This window comes from Streptomyces sp. NPDC041970 (genome assembly GCF_055588985.1).
In genome coordinates, this window is sequence record NZ_JBVJCD010000055.1 from 1 (window position 1) to 14,460 (window position 14,460).

Here is a 14,460-nt window from a genome sequence, read left to right on the forward strand (position 1 = left end):
GGGGGAGTCGACCGCCTCCGTGGGGTGGGCCTACTGCATAGCCCCCCCCCCCTCCCCCCCCCCCCCCCCCCCCCCCCCCCCCCCCCCCCCCCCCCCGGCGCGCCGGTCCCGACCTGTCCCGTCGCCTCGTGCAGAGACGTTTCAGCCTCGCCGGGAGGGCTGTTTTCAGCCTTGCTGGAAGAGCTCCGCCGGAAGCGGCTTGAGGAGCGTGTACAGGTCGTCGGTGATGGGCCGGTCCCAACTGGCGATGGTGACCAGCACCCCGTCGCTGCGGTCGAACTGGACGCAGGAGATGCGGCTCTCCGAGAGCTTCACCCGGCGGACGATCAACAGGTTGTCGCCCTGCATCACGGGGACGTCCTCGCTGCTGACGACCTCGACCGGCTCGTCGTTCTCCAGGGCGAGCAGCAGTTGCGCCACCTCGAACGGGACCTGGCCCTCCTCGGTCTCGCGCGCGGGCGAGCCGGCCGGGAGGTTGCCGATGACCATGGCCGGGCCGCGACCTCCGTACAGGTCGTAGCGGAGGAAGACGCCCTGGCAGCTACCGTCGGGCGCGGGGAGCAGACCGGCGCCGAGGTTGCCGGGCCAGTCCCCCGGATCCATGGCCAGGACGTCGAAGTCCGGGCCCGCGGGTGTGGCGGCGCTGCGGCGGCGGAGGAAGGACATGCCGCCATGGTACGTGGCCCGGCTCACGTCGCGGAGCCGGGCCCGCGCCCCGGAGGGGGGCGCCGCGGCGTCTCGGCCACACGAGGCCGAGATCGTGCGAGCGTCGCGGCGCGGGGGCCGCCCGCCGGGCGCCGCACGGCTCATCCCTCTTTCCTGTAGCGGGGCGACTTGCCGGCGTTGAGCTGCTCCACGAGGTTGTAGACGGCGACGGCCAACCACTTGAGCTGCGTGGTGGCCACACCGTCCTTCATCCGGCGCAGCTCGGCGACGACCGCTTCGTCCCGGCCCCGCGGGCCGACGAGGTTCTGCTGGTCTCCGAGGGCGCCGAGCGACTTGTGGACGGCTCGCGCCCCCTGCTCGTCGACCTGTTCCTGTCCGGCCTCGGTCAGGTGGTCCCAGTTCTTCAGCAGGTCGACGCCGGCGGGCAGCCGCCCCAGCCACTGGGAACGGGTCAGGGGGATGGTGGTCGGGGTGCGGTCGTTGGCCATGCCCCGCTCGACCTGCTCTCCGAAGACCAGTGCGTCGCCGGTTCCGCCCAGCCCCGCGGCGTCCAGGACGAGGGCCTCGAACGCGGCAGGCCGCTCCCGGAAGTGGTCCGCCACGTCCTGCGGCAGCAGAGCGAAGGAGTGGGCGAAGTCCGTGCGGGCCATCAGGGCGCCGGCGATCGACTTGGCGTTGGCGCCCGGTTGGAGGCCCTGCCCCTGGAGCAGGTAGGCGGCCAGGTGCATGACGAGGCCGGTGAGCGCGTCGGCCTCGCGCTTCGCCAGCTCGAAGCCCAGCCGCGGCCGCAGGGCCTCGACCGCGGTGGCCGCCCCGGTCCGAGCCGCCGGGAGGGCGCCGAGTCCGCCCGCCGACAGGTCGGCAGCCGCCTGGCCTCGCGCCTCGACGCGCCCCGCCCCCAGTACGGGTATGCGCTCCAGCAGGCTCATGGGCTTGCGGTTGCCGAGGTAGTCGACCAGTTTCGGCAGCCGCTCCATCCGCAGCCCGAGGGTGGCCTGGGGCGCGAAGCTCAGGGCGTTGCCGTCCGGGTAGATCCGCAGCCGGGGCTCGGGGCGGCCCCCGCCGGCCGTGACGTCCTCGGAGGGGACGTACGGCTCGCCCCGGCGGGCGTCGAGGTAGTGCGCCATGGCGACGACGTCGTCCATGACCGCGGCGACCTGCCCGGCGGAGGTGAGCGGGTCGGTGATCCACTCCAGGTTGGACCCGCCGGTCGGGCTGGCGTCGGCGGTCAGGTCGAACCGGGAGCCCGCCACGACGAGCCCGTCGACGCGCCCCTTCCCCAGGTTCTCCCCCGCCAGCGGTTCCTCGGAGACCTTGTTGTTCGCCAGCAGGGACGCCACCAGGGCCGCGCGCTCGCCGGCGGTGACCTCCAGCGCCGTGAAGCGCTGTTCGCCGGCCGGGGTCAGCAGTCCGTCGGCGCCGAACCACTGCTCCACCAGCGTTTGCCGCCGGCCCCCGGCCACCTGGGTCCGCTCCTCCTCCGACAGGCGCGGATGGTACGGCGAGTAGGGGGAGAGGAACATCTCCAGAATCCCCGCGTCGATCACGCGCTGCCGGTGGGCGGAGCGTTGCTCGCGCACCTGTTCGGAGTCGTCCTCCATCCTGCGGACGTTCCACTGGGCCTCGAACTCGAACCCGACGGCTCGCTGGACGGCGGGCGTCCCGGCCGAGCCCGCCCCGCTCCGGGACGGGGCCGCCTCGACCCCCTCCCGGTCGCCCGAGGGGAGCGGTGCGGCCATCACCCGTGCCGCGTTCGCCTCGGCCGCCCGTTCGAAGCGGTCGGACGGGTCGCTGATCCGCAGCCCGCCGCCGTGGTCGCTCCCGCTGACCGGGCCCTGCCGCTGCTGGATGACGTGCGTCAGCTCGTGGGCGAGCGTGTGCTTGTCGCCGCCGCCGGATCCGATGACGACGTTCTCCCCGGAGGTGTACGCACGGGCGCCCAGCTCCTTCGCCGAGCGCTGGGCCGCGGGGCCCGTGTGCAGCCGCACACCGGAGAAGTCCGCCCCCAGGCGGGCTTCCATCTCGGTGCGCAGCGGGGCCTCCAGCGCCCGGCCCGACGAGCCGAGCACGGTGTGCGCGGTGGGGCGGGCGCCCTCCTCGGACGCGCCGGCGCGCTGGACCGGCCGCGGGCAGCCGTGGTCCCCGGCGGGGGCGGGGTCCTCGCGGTGGTCGTGGCGGCGGGCGAGCATCGCCGCCACGGCCTGGTTGCCGACGGAGCGCTGGAGCGCGGCGAGGCGGTGCGCGAGGACCGCGGCCGGGGCTGACGCCGGGCCGGTCTCCGCGGCCGGGCGGCCGAAGGCCGCGGGCGCGGTGCGCGGCGCGGGCCGTACCGGTTCGGGACGGTCGCGGCCCGGCTGCTGAACACGCATGACGCTCCGAGGGGTCCGACGACGAAGTCCGTCCCATGATGGCGGGCGCCGCGGACGGCGGGGAAGATCCCGGAGGGCAGAGGCGGGGCACGCCCTCTGCCCGCCCGGACCGGCCCCCGCGCCGCCGGCGGATCCGCGGCGGGCCGTGCGCCGCTCTTGCCCGAGCCCCCCGGTCCCTGCGTTACTGCTCCCCTGGGGACGATCGACCGAATGATCGGTCGCCCGCCGCTGGAGAGGAAGGCACGGGATGACGGCCATGCTGGACGCGGGGGAACGGCTCGACCGGAGCGCGCTGGAGGCGTTGCAGCGCGAGCGGCTGCGGGCCACGCTGCACCGCGTCTACGCCCATGTCCCCTTCTACCGGCGGGCGTTCGACCGCGCCGGGCTGCGGCCGGAGGACTGCCGTACGCTCGGCGACCTCGCCCGCTTCCCGTTCACCGTCAAGGACGACCTGCGGGCCGGCTACCCGTTCGGGATGTTCGCGGTGCCGCGGCGCGAGGTGCGGCGCCTGCACGCCTCCAGCGGCACGACCGGGCTGCCGACCGTCGTCGGGTACACCGAACGGGACCTGGAGACCTGGGCGGACGTGATGGCCCGCTCGATCCGGGCGGCGGGCGGCCGGCCGGGCGACATGGTGCACGTGGCGTACGGGTACGGGCTGTTCACCGGCGGGCTCGGCGCGCACTACGGGGCGGAGCGGCTCGGCTGCACGGTCGTCCCGGCCTCCGGCGGCATGACCTCGCGGCAGGTGCGGTTGATCCAGGACTTCCGGCCGGAGGTCATCATGGTCACCCCCTCGTACATGCTGACGCTGCTCGACGAGTTCGAGCGGCAGGGCGTCGACCCGCGCTCGACCTCCCTCACGGTGGGGATCTTCGGCGCGGAGCCGTGGACCGAGGCGATGCGCCGGGAGATCGAGGAGCGGTGCGCCCTCGACGCGGTCGACATATACGGGCTCTCCGAGGTGATCGGCCCGGGCGTCGCCCAGGAGTGCGTGGAGACGAAGGACGGGCCGCACATCTGGGAGGACCACTTCTACCCGGAGGTCGTGGACCCGGCCACCGGCGAGGTGCTGCCGGAGGGCGAGGCGGGGGAGCTGGTCCTCACCTCCCTGACCAAGGAGGCGATGCCGGTGATCCGCTACCGCACCCGCGACCTGACGCGGCTGCTGCCGGGGACGGCGCGGACCTTCCGCCGCATGGAGAGGGTGACCGGGCGCAGCGACGACATGGTGATCCTGCGGGGGGTGAACCTGTTCCCCACCCAGATCGAGGAGATCGTGCTGCGCACCCCGGCGCTCGCCCCGCACTTCCAACTGCGGCTGACCCGTCGGGGCCGCCTGGACGTGCTGACGGTCCGCGCGGAGGCGCGGGCGGACGCGACGGCGGCCGAACGGGAGCGGGCGGCCCTGGCGGTCGCCTCGGCCGTCAAGGAGGGGATCGGGGTGTCGGTCGCGGTGGAGATCACCGACCCGCGGACGTTGGAGCGCTCGGCGGGCAAGATCCGGCGGGTCGTGGACCTGCGGGGGCGCGACGGGCGGTGACCGGGCGCGCGGCGGTGCGGCTCAGCCCAGTTCGTCGCGCAGGCGGCGCTTGAGGACCTTGCCGCTGGCGTTGCGCGGGAGCGCGTCGGCGAACACGACGCGCTTGGGCGCCTTGAAGGCGGGGAGCCGTGCGCGGGCGTGGGCGATGAGTTCGCCCTCGTCGGCCGCGCCGCGCAGGACGACGACCGCGGTGACCGCCTCGATCCAGCGGTCGTCCGGGAGCCCGATCACGGCGGCCTCGGCGACGGCGGGGTGGGTGTGGAGGGCGTCCTCGACCTGGCGGGAGGCGACGAGGACGCCGCCGGAGTTGATGACGTCCTTGACGCGGTCGACGACGGTGAAGAAGCCCTCGGCGTCCCGGACCGCCAGGTCGCCGGAGTGGAACCAGCCGTCGCGGAAGGCCTCGGCCGTCTCCTCGGGCTTGTCCCAGTAGCCGGAGCACAACTGCGGTGACCGGTAGACGATCTCGCCCGGTGTGCCGTCGGGGACCTCCTCGCCGTCCTCGTCGACGACGCGGGCCTCGACGAAGAGGACCGGGCGGCCGCAGGACTCCATGCGGCCCTCGTGCTCGTCCGGTCCCAGGACGGTGGCCAGGGGGCCGATCTCGCTCTGCCCGAAGCAGTTGTGGAAGGCCAGGCCGGGCAGGCGTGCGCGCAGCCGCTCCAGGACGGGCACCGGCATGACCGAGGCGCCGTAGAACGCCTTGCGCAGGCCGGTGAGGTCGCGGGTGGCGAAGTCGGGGCGGCCGGCGAGGCCGATCCAGACGGTGGGCGGGGCGAACAGGCTGTCGACCAGGCCCGCCTCGACCAGGTCGAGGATGCGGCCCGCGTCCGGGGCGTCGAGGATGACGTTCTCCGCGCCGACCGCGAGGTAGGGCAGCAGGAACACGTGCATCTGGGCCGAGTGGTACAGCGGCAGGGAGTGCACGGGCCGGTCGGCGGCGTCCAGGCCCAGGGCGGTGATCGCGCTGACGTAGGCGTGGACCAGGGCCCCGTGCGTCATCATCGCGCCCTTGGGCAGGGCGGTCGTGCCCGAGGTGTACAGCAACTGCGCCAGGTCGTCCGCGCGGGGCGGGCGCCGCGGGGTGAAGGGCCTCGGCGTCCCCAGGGCGTCGAGCAGCGAGCCGGGCGCGTCGCGCAGGGCGCGCACCGGGCGTCCGGCGGGGAGCCGCCGGGCGAGGTCGGGGTCGGTCAGGACGAGGGCGGAGCCGGACTGGTCCAGCAGGTAGGCCAGCTCGTCGCCGGTGAGGTTCTGGTTGACCGGCACGTGGACGAGCCCGGCCCGCGCGCAGGCGAGGAAGGCGATCAGGTAGGCGTCGGAGTTGTGCGCGTAGGCGGCAACCCGGTCGCCGGGGGCGAGGCCGTGCGCCTCGGTGAGCACGGCGGCGGCCGTGGAGACGGCGGCGTCCAGGGAGCGGTAGGTCCAGACCCGGTCCACGTACCGCACGGCCGTCCGCTCGGGGGTGCGCCGCGCGCTGCGGGTGAGGACGCCGTCGACCGTGCTGCCGCGTACACCTGTCATGGCGTGATCCTGCGCGGCCGGGCTCCGGGGGTCAAGGGGCGGGGCGGCGGCCGGACGGCGGACGCCGGAGCCGGGGCGCACATCGCTGAGAGGGCGTCAGATTCTTTGTGCGGCAGGAGGAGTACGAGAGGGCGGGGGTGACAGTAGCCTCTGCGGCGGCAGGAACTTTCACTGCTCGGCGAGACATCGGAAGTTACTTTCGCGCGGGCGCGGCCCGGTGGCGGTCGTCCGGCGCGGGGAGGAGTGGCGGATGACCGTGGACGGTCCGAGGGCGAGCGGGGCCCCGGCGGGGAGCCCCGCCGGGAGCGGGGAGCCGGCGCGGGACGCGCGCGCGGTCGGGAGCGGCATCGGCCGGCGGAGGCTCGGCGGCGGGATACTGGCGCTGGGCGGCGTCCTCGCCCTGGCCCCGGCCGCGTCGGCCGGGGCGGCCGTGCGGGGCGGTCCGGGCGCGGGCCCGCGGCCGGACGGGCCGGCGGACACGGGAGCGGACATGGGAGCAGCGGGGCGCCGGCCCACGCTGCGGCGCGGCACCGCCGCGCGCGCCGGGCTGCTCCAGGAGCCGCTGGACCGGCTCGTGCAGGTCGCCGAGGCGTATCTGGCCGACTCCCCCGCGCACCCGTGGTACGCGGGCGCGGTGCTGCTCGCCGGGCGGGGCGGCACGGTGGCCCTGCACCGCGCGATCGGCAAGGCGGTGCGCTACCGCGCGTACGACGAGGCGACGGACAGCGGGGTGGAGTTCCCGGCGGAGCAGCAGATCGCCATGGCCGAGGACACCGTCTTCGACCTGGCCTCCGTCTCCAAGCTGTTCACCTCGCTCCTGGCCGTCCAGCAGATCGAGCGGGGCGCGCTGGCGCTGGAGGCGGCGGTGGCCTCGTACCTCCCGGACTTCGCGGGCGGCGGCAAGCAGGACATCACGGTCCGCCACCTGCTCACGCACACCTCGGGGTTCCGGTCGTGGATTCCGCTCTACCAGGAGCCGAGCCGGGAGGGGAAGCTGCGGATGCTCTGGAGGGAGGTCCCGGCCGCCGCCCCCGGCAGCGCCTACCTCTACTCCGACCTCAACCTGATCTCGCTGCAACTGGTCCTGGAGGAGATCACCGGCCGCCCGCTGGACGCCCTGCTGCGCGAGGAGATCACCGCCCCGCTCGGGATGCACCGCACCCGCTACAACCCGCCCGCCTCCTGGAAGCCGAAGATCGCGGCGACCGAGGACGCCCGGCCGCCCTGGTCGGGGCTGGAGCGCGGGTTGGTCTGGGGCGAGGTGCACGACGAGAACGCCTACGGCCTGGACGGGGTGGCGGGCCACGCCGGGGTCTTCTCCTGCGCCTGGGACCTCGCGGTGCTGGCCCGGACCCTGCTCAACGGCGGGGTCTACGGCCGCTCCCGCGTTCTGTCGCAGGAGTCGGTCGAGCTGCTGTTCACCGACTTCAACAACGCCTTCCCCGGCGACGAGCACGGCCTGGGCTTCGAGCTGTACCAACACTGGTACATGGGCGCCATGGCCACCCCGCGCAGCGCGGGCCACACGGGTTTCACCGGCACCAGCCTGGTCCTGGACCCGTCGACCGACACCTTCCTCGTCGTTCTGGGCAACTCCGTGCATCCGGTACGGAGTTGGCGCTCGGGCAGCGCGCCTCGGGTGGCGGCGGCGGACCAGCTCGCACGGGCCGTGCCGGTGCGGTCCGAGCGGGGGCGCGCGGCCTGGTTCTCCGGGATGGCGAGCGCGTCCACCGCCACCCTCACCCTGCCCGCCCTGCGTCTGGACTCCGCGCGGGCCTGGTTGGAGTGCGCCCTGTGGTGGGACACCGAGCCGGGCGCCGACCGCCTCTTCCTGGAGGCGTCGGACGCGTCGGCGGCGGAGCGGGACTGGCTGCCGGCGCCCTTCACCACCGTGCCCGCCGGCCCCGGCGGGCCGGCCCCCACGCCCCGCCCGGCGGGCGCGGTCTCCGGGTGGTCGGGGCGGGTGTGGCACCGGCTGGAGGCGGACCTGTCGGCCTGGCGCGGCCGGAGCGTGCGCCTGCGGTGGCGTTACGCGACCGACCAGCGGTACGTGGGGCGCGGCGCCTATGTGGACGGCCTGCGGGTCCGCGACGGAGGCCGCACGGTCTTCGACGCGGACCGGCCGCGGGACGCCCGGCGGTTGGAGGCGGCGGGCTGGACGCGGTCGGCCGACTGAGCCGCCCCGGCGCGCGGGGCGGCGGGCGGCGCGCCGGTGAGGACGACGCCGCGCACCAGGCCGTCGGCTCGGCACTCCCCGGCGGCCGCCCCCAGCGGTTCCCCGAGGACGGCGTTCAGCTCGGCGGGCCCGTGCGGGGCGTGCGGCGGGCGGCCAGGGCGCGGTGCAGTTCCAGGGCCTCCGCGTCCCGGCCGAGCCGCTCCAGGCAGTGCGCCTCGTCGTCGCGGGCGGCCAGGGTCTGGGGGTGGGCGGGGCCCAGCACCCGGCTGCGCGCGTCGGCGACCTGCCGGTAGGCGACCAGGGCGTCGCTCCACCGGCCGAGCCAGCCGAGCGCGACGGCGATCTCGCGGCGGCTGATCACGGTGTCCGGGTGGTCCGGTCCCAGGGTGCGCTCCCGGATCGCGCAGACGTCGCGCGCCTCCGCCAGCGCCTCCTCCCAGCGACCCGCCCGCCCCAGGTTGACGCCGAGGCCGTGGCGGGCGCGCAGGGTCTCCGGGTCGGCCGCGCCGCCGGCCCGCGCGCGGTCGGCCACCAGGGAGCGGTACAGCTCCAGTGCCTCCGCGTCGCGGCCGAGCCGGCCGAGGCTGACGCCCGCCTCGTAGCGGGCGGCGAGGGTGTCGGGGTGGTCGGCGCCCAGGACCGTGGCGCGGGCGCGCGCCACCTCCTGGTAGGTCTCCAGCGCCTCGGCCCAGCGCCCCGAGCGGCCGAGGGTGTGCGCCACCTGGCAGCGGGCCGCGAGGGTCTCGGGGTGCAGGGGGCCGAGCAGTCGGGCGCGGCCGTCGGCGGCCTCGCGGGCCGCCTGCCAGGACTCCTCGGGCCGTCCGAGGCGGCTGAGGCCCAGCGCCAGGTCGTGGCGGGAGCGCAGGGTGTCGGGATGGTCGGGCCCCAGGGCGCGTTCACGGGCGGCGAGGACCGCCTCGTACACCTGGTGGGCCTCGGCGTGCCGGCCGAGCCGCCCGAGGGCGCGGGCGGTCTCCTGGCGGGCGGCCAGCGTCCGCGGATGGTCGGCGCCCAGGGCCCGTTCGCGGTCCTCGGCGGCCCGGACGCACGCGCGCAGCGCCTCGTCGCCGGAGACGACGCCGACGCCGTACCGGCCGGCGAGGCTGCCGGAGTGGCCGGGGGCGGTGAGCGCGCCGAGGGGTTCGGGGGCGGCGGTGGTCCACTGCCCCGTCAGCCCGGCGGCCCCGTCGAGCCGTTCGGCGCCCCGGTTCGGGCCGCCGGTCGCCCGGTGGCCCGCGGTCATGGAGCGGGTCCACGGGGGCAGGGCGGGCTCGTGCGGGACCGGCGGCCGCCCGGAGGGGGCGGGGAGGAGCGGTCCCGGCCCGCGGGCGGGTCGCTCCCCCGCACGGCCGAGAGCGATGCGGCGGCGCAGGTCGCCCGCGTCGGCGGGCCGTTCGTCGGGGGCCTTGGCCAGCAGGTCCAGGACGACGCGGTCGAGGAAGCCGGGCAGCTCGGCGCGGTGCGTGCGCGGGGGTTCGGGCGCGGTGTCGCGGTGCCCGACGAGCACGGCCCAGGTGTCCTCCTGGTCGAACGGCGGCACCCCGGTGGCGATCTCGTACAGCACGCAGCCCAGCGAGTAGAGGTCGCTGCGGTGGTCGACCTCCTTGCCGCTGATCTGCTCGGGCGACATGTAGTGCGGGGTCCCCATCGCGATGCCGGTCGTGGTGAGGCGGGAGGGCGCGCCGATGTCGTGGCCGAGGCGCGCTATGCCGAAGTCGCAGATCTTCACCGTGCCGTCGCGCAGGCGCATGATGTTGGCGGGCTTCAGATCGCGGTGGACGATGCCCTGCCCGTGGGTGTGGCCGAGGGCGTCGGCCACCTGCTCCGCGATGTCGACGACGTGCTCGACGGGCAGCGGTCGCTGCTGCTCCTCCCCCATGAGCTGGCTCAGGTTGTGCCCGTCCAGCAGCTCCATGACGAGGTAGAGGACGCCGTCGTGCTCGCCGAAGTCGTGCACGACGGTGATGCCCCGGTGCTGGAGGGAGGCGGCCACGCGGGCCTCGCGGCGGAAGCGCTCCCGCACGAGGCGGGTGAACGCCTGGTCGTGCTCGGGGCCGAGCGGCTTGAGGCACTTGACGGCGACCTGGCGGCCGAGCGACTCGTCCCGCGCCCGCCACACCTCGCCCATGCCGCCGCGGCCGATCATCTCGAGCAGCCGATAGCGGTTCTGGATCAGCCTGGTCTCCGCCATCTGCCCTTCCGCCCCCGTCGCTCCACCGCGGCCGTCGCGCTCTCCCCGGCCCTCCAGTATGGCTGCCCGGCCGGGGTGTCCGTACGCGACCGGGCGGCGGCCGGGGCCCGGCGCGCCACCGCCCCGCGGACGCGACCGGGCGGCGGCCGCCCCGCGCGGCCGGGCAGGGACCGCGCGCGGGAGGGCTTCGGCGACCCGCGGCCGCCGGTACGGCGGGACGGGTCCGCCGTACCGGGCTCGGGCGCACGGCGGCGGTGGCGGGTGGGCGAGCACGGCCACCGGGCGCCGCGGCGGGGGCGCGCCGGGCGTCGCGGCGGGGGCGCGCCGGGCGTCGCGAAGGGTGCCGGCGGTTTCCGGCCCGGTGGCCGGTCGGGGTCGTACCCGTTCGGAGGAGGCGGTCGTGGCGGGGACGCGGTCCGGGTCGAGGGGCCGGGGCCGCCGCGGGGCCCCGGCCGGGGTGGAGTCCGGGCGGGAGCCGGTCAGGGCGAAGGCTTCCTCCGGGCGGCCGCGTCGGCGGCCGTCGTGAACTTCCCGCGCCACAGCAGCGAGACGTGGACGAGGGCGACCAGGACGGGAACCTCGATGAGCGGGCCGACGACTCCGGAGAGCGCCTGGCCGGAGGTGACGCCGAAGGTGGCGATGGCGACCGCGATGGCGAGTTCGAAGTTGTTGCCGGCGGCGGTGAAGGCGAGCGTCGCCGTCCGCTCGTAGGTCAGCCCGATCGCCCTGCCGAGGGCGAAGGTCCCGAACCAGATGACGGTGAAGTAGACGAGCAGCGGGAGCGCGATCCGGACCACGTCCAGCGGCTGCGAGGTGATCGTCTCCCCCTGGAGGCCGAAGAGGACGACGATGGTGAAGAGCAGGCCGTACAGGGCCCACGGGCCGATCTTCGGCAGGAAGCCCCGCTCGTAGGCCTCGCGGCCCATCCTCTTCTCCCCGAAGCGGCGTGTGAGGAAGCCGGCCAGGAGCGGGACGCCCAGGAAGACGGCGACGTTGAGCGCGATCTCCACCATGGAGACGTCCAGTCCCTCGCCCTCGCCCAGGCCGAGCAGTCCGGGCAGGACGTCCAGGTAGAACCAGCCGAGCAGGCCGAAGGCGATGACCTGGAAGACCGAGTTGAGCGCGACGAGGACGGCGGCGGCCTCGCGGTCGCCGCAGGCGAGGTCGTTCCAGATGACCACCATGGCGATGCAGCGGGCGAGGCCGACGATGATCAGGCCGGTGCGGTACTCGGGCAGGTCGGGCAGGAAGATCCAGGCGAGCGCGAACATCACGGCGGGGCCGACGATCCAGTTGACCACCAGCGAGGAGACCATCAGCCGGCGGTCGCCGGTGACCGCGTCGAGCCGGTCGTAGCGGACCTTGGCGAGCACCGGGTACATCATGACCAGCAGGCCGACGGCGATCGGGAGCGAGATGCCGCCGATCTCCACCTTCGCGAGCGCGTCGTCCAGGCCGGGGACCAGTCGGCCGAGCCCGAGGCCGAGGCCCATGGCGAGCACGATCCAGACCGCGAGGAAGCGGTCGAGGGTGGAGAGCCTGCCGACGACCGCCCGGTCCTCGGCGGGCGCGGCGGGAGCGGTGGGGGTCACGGGCAGGCCCTCCGGTTCCCGGCGGCGGTGCGGGCGGACGCGGCGAGTGCGGCGAACCCGTCGGCGAGCTGCCCGACGACCTCGGGCTTGAGCCGGTAGTAGGTGAAGCGGCCGCAGGGCTCGGTCTCCACGACCCCCGCCTCGCGCAGCACCCGCAGGTGGTTGGAGAGGTTGGTCTGCCTGGCCCCGGTCTCCTCGACGAGATGGGTGGTGCAGAGGGTCTCGCGGGCGAGCAGGGTCACGATCCGGAGCCGCAGGGGGTCGGCCAGCACCCGGATCAGTTCAGCGTCGACTGACGTCATCATGGACTGATACTGTCACATCATCCCAGGCTGACATCGCTCAGGGCTGACTTCGGGGAGCGGTCGCGCCTCCCGCCCCGCCGCCGCCTCCCGCCCCGCCGCCGCCTCGCCGCCTCGCCGCCTCGCCGAAGGAAGAACCGATGACCACCGCCCCGCTCGCCTCCGTGCTCTTCGTCTGCGTGCACAACGCGGGCCGCTCCCAGATGGCCGCCGGCTTCCTGGACCACCTCGCGGGCGACCGCGTCGAGGTCCGCTCCGCCGGCTCCCTGCCCGGCGACCGGGTCAACCCGGCAGCGGTCCAGGCGATGCGGGAGGCCGGCGTCGACATCTCCGGCCGGACGCCGAAGGCGCTGACGCCCGACGCCGTCCGGGCCTCGGACTACGTGATCACCATGGGGTGCGGCGACGCCTGCCCGGTCTTCCCCGGCCGGACCTACCTGGACTGGGCCCTGGACGATCCGGCCGGGCGGGGCGTGGAGGCCGTCCGCCCGATCCGCGACGAGATCCGGAGCCGTGTCGAGGCCCTGATCGCCGAGATCGACGCGCGCCGGGGGGCGTGAGGCCGCCGCGCCGTCAGCGCTTGACGGCGCGCAGGACCACGAACTTGGCGTTGCCCGCGACCGTGGTGCAGTTGCCGAAGATCCGGCGCAGGTGGACGTGGTAGGAGAGGTGCCGGTTCCCCACGACCCACAGCTCGCCGCCCTGCCGCAGGGCGGTGCGCGCCCCGGCGAACATCGTGCGGGCGGTCGCGTCGGTGGTGGCCAGGTGCGAGTGGAACGGCGGGTTGTTGAGGACCAGGTCCACGCTGCCGGGGGCGAGGCCGCCCAGGCCGTCGCCGACGAGGAAGTCGGCCTTCGCGTCCCGCGGGGCGCCCGCGCGGAAGGTCTCCTCGGCCGAGGCGACGGCTCCGTAGGACTCGTCGACGAAGGTGACGCGGGCCTCGGGGTTGGCGAGGGCCGCCGAGAGGCCGAGGACGCCGTTGCCGCAGCCCAGGTCGACGACGCGCACGGGGCCGCCGCGGGTGGGCAGGTGCTCCAGGAAGAAGCGGGTGCCGACGTCGAGGCGCTCGGCGCAGAAGATCCCGGCGTGGTTGACGGCGGTCCGGCCGGATACGGGGCCCACGTCGCCGGGCAGGGTGTAGCGGTACGGCCACGGGCTCGGCGTGCGCGGCAGCCCGGGGTCCGGGGTGCAGAAGACCAGCCGCGCCTTGCGCACCGCGAGGGAGGTGCGGGTGGGGCCGATGATCCGCTCGAAGAGCTTGAGCGTGGAGGTGTGGATCTCCTTGACCATGCCGGTGCCGATGACCACCGTGCCGGCGTGGACGGCGGGCGCCAGCCGGTGGAGCTGGTCCTCCAGGAACGCCAGGGACTTGGGCACCCGGATCAGCAGGACGTCGATCCGGTCCGGCGGGGTGTCGCGCGACGAGAGCAGCCGCACCGCGTCCGGGTCGAGGCCGTTGCGCGCGAGGTTGGCGAGGGTGGCGCGGCGGGCCAGGTAGGAGTCGCTGATCTGGACGGGCCGGTGCGCGGCCAGCGCGGTGGCCAGCGCTCCCCACCGGTCCCCCACGATGGCGACCGTGCCCGAGAGGTCGACGGCGCCGCTCTCGGGGTCCGTCAGCTGCCGGAGCAGGTATTCGTCGGCAGCGTCCCACGCCCGGAAGGGGTCGCGCGGGTGCTCGGGGAAGCGGGCGAGTTCGAACGTGCCCTGGGAGGTCGTCAGACGGTTCATATGGCACTCAGGCTAGCCGAGGGGGCCGCAGGCGCTCCACGCGCTCCCCGGCCCCGGCCGCCGGGCGGCGCGGCCGTCCGCCGCACCGCCTCCGCGCACTTTGTCAGGGGAGCCGTTTGTCGATGGCCGCCCGCCCCTCCTCGGCCAGCTTGCGCCGCGCCCACTCCAGGGTCTGCGGGGTCAGGTCCCGCCCCGAGGCCAGGACCAGGTCCTCGGCGCTCGGCCGGTCGCTCGCGCCGGTGTGCAGGAGCCGGTCGGGCGTGACGCCCGGCGGCTCGGCCACGGCTGCGGATACGATGTCGGGCTCTTCGCTCATGCCGCCTCCTCGTCCTTCCGGCAATTCTCGCGCCGCGGGGGGCCGGCCGCATCCGA

The 14,460-nt window shown here is 75.4% G+C and carries 11 protein-coding genes; 3 read left to right on the forward strand and 8 right to left on the reverse strand.

Annotated elements, in window-relative coordinates; genetic code table 11:
• Window positions 1–165: 165 nt before the first annotated feature.
• A complete protein-coding gene (locus tag ACZ6EJ_RS22540; protein WP_469269508.1) occupies window positions 166–666 on the reverse strand; it encodes a hypothetical protein in 501 nt (166 codons plus the stop codon).
• Window positions 667–806: 140 nt separating this feature from the next.
• Window positions 807–3,035, reverse strand: a complete 2,229-nt coding sequence (locus ACZ6EJ_RS22545; protein WP_469269510.1) for an eCIS core domain-containing protein — start codon at window positions 3,033–3,035, stop codon at window positions 807–809.
• 247 nt (window positions 3,036–3,282) lie between these two features.
• On the opposite strand from ACZ6EJ_RS22545, the gene paaK reads away from it, so the two are divergent.
• Complete coding sequence (paaK, locus tag ACZ6EJ_RS22550) at window positions 3,283–4,578, forward strand: phenylacetate--CoA ligase PaaK (protein WP_469269511.1); 1,296 nt, start codon at window positions 3,283–3,285, stop codon at window positions 4,576–4,578.
• 21 nt (window positions 4,579–4,599) lie between these two features.
• Here the strand turns inward: paaK and ACZ6EJ_RS22555 are convergent, their stop codons facing one another.
• A complete protein-coding gene (locus ACZ6EJ_RS22555; protein ID WP_469269513.1) occupies window positions 4,600–6,099 on the reverse strand; it encodes a fatty acyl-CoA synthetase in 1,500 nt (499 codons plus the stop codon).
• Between the two features lie 250 nt (window positions 6,100–6,349).
• Between ACZ6EJ_RS22555 and ACZ6EJ_RS22560 the strand changes: the two genes are divergently transcribed.
• The gene (locus ACZ6EJ_RS22560; protein WP_469269514.1) at window positions 6,350–8,275 is read left to right on the forward strand and encodes a serine hydrolase domain-containing protein; all 1,926 of its coding nucleotides are present in this window, start codon (window positions 6,350–6,352) and stop codon (window positions 8,273–8,275) included.
• A 115-nt stretch (window positions 8,276–8,390) separates the two neighbouring features.
• Here ACZ6EJ_RS22560 and ACZ6EJ_RS22565 read toward each other — a convergent pair whose 3' ends face one another.
• The 3 genes from ACZ6EJ_RS22565 to ACZ6EJ_RS22575 all read right to left on the reverse strand — a co-directional run bounded on the left by ACZ6EJ_RS22565 (window position 8,391) and on the right by ACZ6EJ_RS22575 (window position 12,363).
• On the reverse strand, window positions 8,391–10,466 hold the full coding sequence (locus ACZ6EJ_RS22565; protein ID WP_469269515.1) for a serine/threonine-protein kinase: 2,076 nt from the start codon (window positions 10,464–10,466) through the stop codon (window positions 8,391–8,393).
• A gap of 479 nt (window positions 10,467–10,945) precedes the next feature.
• Entirely contained in the window at window positions 10,946–12,058 is a 1,113-nt protein-coding gene (gene arsB, locus ACZ6EJ_RS22570) for an ACR3 family arsenite efflux transporter (RefSeq protein ID WP_469269516.1), read from the reverse strand.
• Entirely contained in the window at window positions 12,055–12,363 is a 309-nt protein-coding gene (locus ACZ6EJ_RS22575) for an ArsR/SmtB family transcription factor (RefSeq protein ID WP_469269518.1), read from the reverse strand. Before ACZ6EJ_RS22575 ends, arsB begins: the two co-directional genes overlap by 4 nt.
• A gap of 137 nt (window positions 12,364–12,500) precedes the next feature.
• Here ACZ6EJ_RS22575 and ACZ6EJ_RS22580 point away from each other — a divergent pair, with 137 nt between their 5' ends.
• Window positions 12,501–12,920 (forward strand): arsenate reductase ArsC, encoded by a 420-nt coding sequence (locus ACZ6EJ_RS22580; protein WP_469269519.1) that lies wholly within the window; start codon window positions 12,501–12,503, stop codon window positions 12,918–12,920.
• A gap of 13 nt (window positions 12,921–12,933) precedes the next feature.
• Here ACZ6EJ_RS22580 and ACZ6EJ_RS22585 read toward each other — a convergent pair whose 3' ends face one another.
• A complete protein-coding gene (locus ACZ6EJ_RS22585; protein WP_469269520.1) occupies window positions 12,934–14,088 on the reverse strand; it encodes a methyltransferase in 1,155 nt (384 codons plus the stop codon).
• Window positions 14,089–14,191: 103 nt separating this feature from the next.
• Window positions 14,192–14,404, reverse strand: coding sequence for a hypothetical protein (locus ACZ6EJ_RS22590; RefSeq protein ID WP_469269521.1), 213 nt, complete (start codon window positions 14,402–14,404; stop codon window positions 14,192–14,194).
• Window positions 14,405–14,460 lie beyond the last annotated feature (56 nt).

Bases quoted from the DNA above. Each gene is read 5' to 3' on its own strand.
- ACZ6EJ_RS22540 (WP_469269508.1), bottom strand. From the start codon at position 666: ATGTCCTTCCTCCGCCGCCGCAGCGCCGCCACACCCGCGGGCCCGGAC.
- ACZ6EJ_RS22545 (WP_469269510.1), bottom strand. From the start codon at position 3,035: ATGCGTGTTCAGCAGCCGGGCCGCGACCGTCCCGAACCGGTACGGCCC.
- paaK (WP_469269511.1), top strand. From the start codon at position 3,283: ATGACGGCCATGCTGGACGCGGGGGAACGGCTCGACCGGAGCGCGCTG.
- ACZ6EJ_RS22555 (WP_469269513.1), bottom strand. From the start codon at position 6,099: ATGACAGGTGTACGCGGCAGCACGGTCGACGGCGTCCTCACCCGCAGC.
- ACZ6EJ_RS22560 (WP_469269514.1), top strand. From the start codon at position 6,350: ATGACCGTGGACGGTCCGAGGGCGAGCGGGGCCCCGGCGGGGAGCCCC.
- ACZ6EJ_RS22565 (WP_469269515.1), bottom strand. From the start codon at position 10,466: ATGGCGGAGACCAGGCTGATCCAGAACCGCTATCGGCTGCTCGAGATG.
- ACZ6EJ_RS22575 (WP_469269518.1), bottom strand. From the start codon at position 12,363: ATGATGACGTCAGTCGACGCTGAACTGATCCGGGTGCTGGCCGACCCC.
- ACZ6EJ_RS22580 (WP_469269519.1), top strand. From the start codon at position 12,501: ATGACCACCGCCCCGCTCGCCTCCGTGCTCTTCGTCTGCGTGCACAAC.
- ACZ6EJ_RS22585 (WP_469269520.1), bottom strand. From the start codon at position 14,088: ATGAACCGTCTGACGACCTCCCAGGGCACGTTCGAACTCGCCCGCTTC.
- ACZ6EJ_RS22590 (WP_469269521.1), bottom strand. From the start codon at position 14,404: ATGAGCGAAGAGCCCGACATCGTATCCGCAGCCGTGGCCGAGCCGCCG.